Origin of the sequence: Variovorax sp. OK212 (assembly GCF_900112425.1) — a bacterium.
GTDB lineage: Bacteria > Pseudomonadota > Gammaproteobacteria > Burkholderiales > Burkholderiaceae_C > Variovorax.
In genome coordinates, this window is the sequence record NZ_FOLP01000056.1 from 1 (window position 1) to 2,106 (window position 2,106).

Here is a 2,106-nt window from a genome sequence, read left to right on the forward strand (position 1 = left end):
CCACGGGCGACGAGATCGACGCGGTCGCCAGGCAGATGGCCGCCGAGCACGACGTGCGCACCGACCGCGCCGTGGCGCTGCTCGAGGCGCTGCGCAAGAAGTAAGCATCGCGGGCGCGGCCCGCACCTATCGCATCCACAACGACGGAGACAACAACATGAAGACGGACAGTGCAGGCCGCGCGCCATGGCGGCTGGTGGAAATCTGGGGCGACACGGCCGACCTGGGCCACCTCGCGTGGTCGATCGCCATCGGCCTCGGCGTGAGCCTCGCAGGCTTCCTGGTGGCCAACCGCGTGCTCGCCAGCACGGTGGCCACGCCTGAACTGGCGCGCGCCTACGCCATGCTGGCGGGCCTCGGCGGCTGCGTGGTGTCGGGCGTGATCTGCGCCCTGCTTTTCGCGCCCAAGCGCGAGGTGGTCGAAGGCACGGCCGCCGACCCGCGCTGGCGCGAAGAGGTGCTGGCCGAACTGGCCGCCGAGCACGGCACGCTGGGCTCGGTCGCCGACCTGCCGCCCTCGGTGGTGCGCGAGATGAAGGAGCTGGAAATCTACGACCTGTTCGCCTCGTACCAGCCCCGCACCGCATCGGCCGCAACCGGCAAGGAAGGCGCCGCATCATGATCGACGCCGCACTGTTCAACCAGATCCTGGTCGCCACCGGCATGGGCCTCGTCGGCGCCGTGGTGTTCGCCGCCATCGGCCTCGTGTCGGGCACCGACGAGACCACCACGCTGGCACCGCTCACGCTGCTGGTGGTGCTGCTCGGCGTGCCGCCCGAGGGCGTGTTCACCTTCTTCCTGGCCGCGGCCGTGGCCAAGCACATGACGCACGCGGTGCCCACCGCGCTGCTGGGCATTCCGGGCGACACCATGGCCACGCCGCTGCTGCAGGACGCCAACGTGCTGCGCAACCTGGGCGTGCCGCACATCGCGCTGCGCAAGATGGTGTCGGGCGCGATCATCGCGGCCTTCATCGCGGTGCCGCTGGCCGTGCTGTTCGCGGTGCTGCTGGCGCCCTACGGCGCGGCCATCACCAAGGCGGCGCCGTGGATCTTCGTGGTGGCGGCCGTGGCCATCGCATGGTTCTCCAGCGGGCGCTGGGCCTCGGTGGCCACGCTGGTGCCGTTCGTGGTGGTGATCGTGGCGCTGCAGGCGCTCACCGGCAAGTACGGCGTGAAGCTCAGCATCAGCTACTTCCTGGGCATTGCCATCGGGCCGCTGGTGGCCGACCTGTTCTCGGTGATCTCGCCGGCGGCGCGTGCGCGCATGAAGCGCGAGAAGGTCCGCACCTTCTCGCTGGCGCCCGACGTCAAGGGCTGGTCGGGCTACTTCCCCAACCCGTTCAAGGTGCTCGACCGCGGCCAGGTGAAGTGGACCTTTGCCACCGCGGTGGTCTCCAGCGCCACCTTCGTGTTCAGCCCGGTCGCGATGACGGTGGTGCTGGGCGAACTGGTGGGCTCGCGCATCAAGCATGCGTACCACCGGCTCACCACCACGCTGGCCGCGCGCAACGGCGTGACCGAGGCCACCTACATCGCCGAGGCGCTGATCCCGCTGATCGCCATCGGCCTGCCGCTGAGCCCGGTGGCGGCCGGCCCCGCGGCGCCGCTGTTCAACGCGCCGCCGGTGTTCACCATCGACTCGGCCACGGGCCAGACGCACAACCTGCACAACCTGCTGAGCCACTGGGAGTTCCTGGGCTACGGCATGCTGGCCGTGGTGCTGGCGGCGCTGGTGGCCTACCCGTTCACGATGAACTTCGCGCGCCGCGCGGCGCTGTTCGTCTCGCGCAAGGTGAGCCACGAGGCCATCATCGCGACCTTCGTCGGCCTGATCGTGGTCATCAGCGTGTGGGAAGGCCAGCTGCTCGGGCTGCTGGTGATCCTGACGATGGGGCTGCTGGGCGGGCTGCTGTCGCGCGCCATCGGCTTCAACACCGGCGTGCAGTTCATGGGGTACTACACGGCGGTGCTGACGGTGCCGGCGGTGGTCAAGGCCTTCGGCTGAACCGCGTACCACTGTGACAAACTGGGCGCCCCTCCCGGAGCGCCCACGTTGACCCGCCGCATCGATCCCTACAGTGTCCGCCTGTTCGTCGCCGCCGCA

The 2,106-nt window shown here is 69.9% G+C and carries 2 protein-coding genes; both read left to right on the top strand.

The window, feature by feature from the left end; genetic code table 11:
* Positions 1–157: 157 nt before the first annotated feature.
* Positions 158–622, top strand: coding sequence for a hypothetical protein (locus BM004_RS40460; RefSeq protein WP_093222597.1), 465 nt, complete (start codon positions 158–160; stop codon positions 620–622).
* The gene (locus tag BM004_RS40465) at positions 619–2,007 is read left to right on the top strand and encodes a tripartite tricarboxylate transporter permease (RefSeq protein WP_093222599.1); all 1,389 of its coding nucleotides are present in this window, start codon (positions 619–621) and stop codon (positions 2,005–2,007) included. The genes BM004_RS40460 and BM004_RS40465 overlap by 4 nt, the downstream gene beginning before the upstream one ends.
* The last annotated feature ends 99 nt before the right edge of the window (positions 2,008–2,106 follow it).